This is a genomic window from Marinagarivorans sp., from assembly GCF_982758155.1.
In genome coordinates, this window is the sequence record NZ_CEXWTU010000140.1 from 1 (window position 1) to 2,178 (window position 2,178).

General features: G+C 45.0%; 2 protein-coding genes. Both read left to right on the plus strand.

All coding sequences use genetic code 11. The features are described 5' to 3' along the window. The first annotated feature begins 597 nt into the window (after positions 1-597). Positions 598-1,593: a UDP-N-acetylglucosamine 4,6-dehydratase (inverting) gene (pseB, locus tag AC3A8L_RS14100; protein WP_487962907.1), complete on the plus strand. Its 996-nt coding sequence runs from the start codon at positions 598-600 to the stop codon at positions 1,591-1,593. After that, the coding region (locus AC3A8L_RS14105; protein WP_487962908.1) for an aminotransferase class I/II-fold pyridoxal phosphate-dependent enzyme at positions 1,590-2,178 on the plus strand (589 nt) is incomplete at its 3' end. The genes pseB and AC3A8L_RS14105, both read left to right, overlap by 4 nt.

Here is a 2,178-nt window from a genome sequence, read left to right on the forward strand (position 1 = left end):
TGCAATGTCTAATAAGGGGCTCCTGCCCCGATGCGTTACCCTACTGACCTATGTCCTATAGGCCCCGGCATGCGCCCCTTCGAGCGCCTTGCTGAGAAAGCAGGAGCCCTCGCCTAATTGGACAAACTATTATTGCCTTGCCCCTAAAGCCCCTGAAGACACCTCAATAAATGCACTTTTTCCGTAAGAGTATTGGTAGAGCCATTTTTACATTCTTCACAAGCTTCGAGCCTTAGAGCGTTTGGTCTACCAGTATGGATAGCACGCATGCGCAATAAATTGCCATTTGCGATGAGATTGGCGGCATAACGTTCAATATGGCGCCGCGCTCGCATCTTTTCTGTCGCTTGGCATAGGCTCTGCTATATATAGAGGTACACGTCAAGATATCGACATTCTAGTAAAGGCGATGTTTTGGGGGTGAGGTGAAGATAGTTTATCCAATGAAGGGATTGGCTTGCTTATCTAAGTGCTTAACGGGGCTAAGCCATAACCCATTGAGTGACGAAGGTGAGGGTGTCCATATCAAACATTAATAGATAAACTTATATTCCTGCGCTCCATATATTGATTACGGATTCAAGGCTGAGGTTGCTCATGTTTGAAAACAAAACACTTTTAATTACGGGTGGTACCGGTTCTTTTGGTAAAAAACTCACAAAAACGCTGCTTGAGAAGCATAACCCTAAAAAAATTATTATTTTCTCGCGTGACGAGCTAAAACAATTTGAAATGCAGCAGCAATTTAATAATGAAAAAATGCGTTATTTTATTGGCGATGTTCGTGATAAAGAGCGTATATCGCAAGCCTGCGAGGGCGTTGACTATGTGATTCATGCGGCAGCGCTGAAACAGGTGCCTGCTGCAGAATACAATCCTATGGAATGTATTAAAACGAACATTAATGGTGCTGAAAATGTTATTAGAGCAGCGCTTGCCAACCGTGTGAAAAAAGTGATTGCGCTCTCGACGGACAAAGCCGCTTGCCCGGTTAACCTCTACGGCGCTACTAAATTAGCCTCTGATAAGCTTTTTGTCGCGGCCAATAACATGGCGGCGGAAAAGTCAGAATTTTCAGTTGTGCGTTACGGTAATGTGGTGGGCTCTCGAGGTTCTGTTGTGCCCTTTTTTCAGCAATGGGTCGCTGATAATAAAGGTGATCTACCCATTACTGATCTTGAGATGACGCGATTCTGGATTACTTTGCAGCAGGGCGTTGATTTTGTATTAACGAATTTTGCACGTATGCAGGGTGGTGAAATCTTTGTACCTAAAATCCCGAGTGTAAGAATTACCGATTTAGCCGAGGCCGTTGCGCCTGGTGTTAAAACCCAAGAGGTAGGTATTCGCCCGGGTGAAAAATTGCATGAAACAATGTGCCCACAAGACGATTCACATTTAACGGTCGAGTTTGATGATCACTATGTGATTACGCCCACCATTAAAATGTATCGATCAGTACATTTTGAAAAAAATAGGTTAGACGAGATAGGGCATCCTGTACCCAAAGGGTTCTGCTATAACTCGGGCAGTAATAGCGATTTTTTAACAGTTGAGCAAATTCAAGCGTTACATAAGAGCGCGGATCTATGATCCCATACGGTCGCCAATGTATTGATGAAGACGATATAGAAGCGGTCGTGCAAGTGCTGCGTTCACCTTGGTTAACGCAAGGTCCAGCAGTACAAGCGTTTGAGAAAGCGCTAGCCTCTAAGGTCGGGGCTGAAAACGCCATTGCGCTGAGTAATGGAACGGCAGGGCTGCATTTAACTTGCTTGGCCTTGGGTTTAGGCAAGGGTGATTATTTATGGACTACACCGTTATCTTTTGTGGCTTCGGCCAACTGTGGTTTGTATTGCCAAGCGAGAGTTGAATTTGTTGATATAGAGCCTACAACCCGTAATATTTGTCCCGAAAAACTCGCAAGCCAATTAGCGCAAGCTAAAACGGCGAATATTCTACCCAAGGTGTTAGTGGTCGTGCATTTTGCCGGCTTACCGTGTGATTTAAAGCCGATTCGGGAATTAACGGATCGCTACGGAATATATTTAATTGAAGATGCAGCTCACGCCATTGGCAGTGTTTACGAGGGCCAACCCATTGGCAGTGGAACCTACAGTGATGCGACGGTATTTAGTTTTCATCCGGTTAAAACTTTAGCGGCAGGGGAAGGTGGGG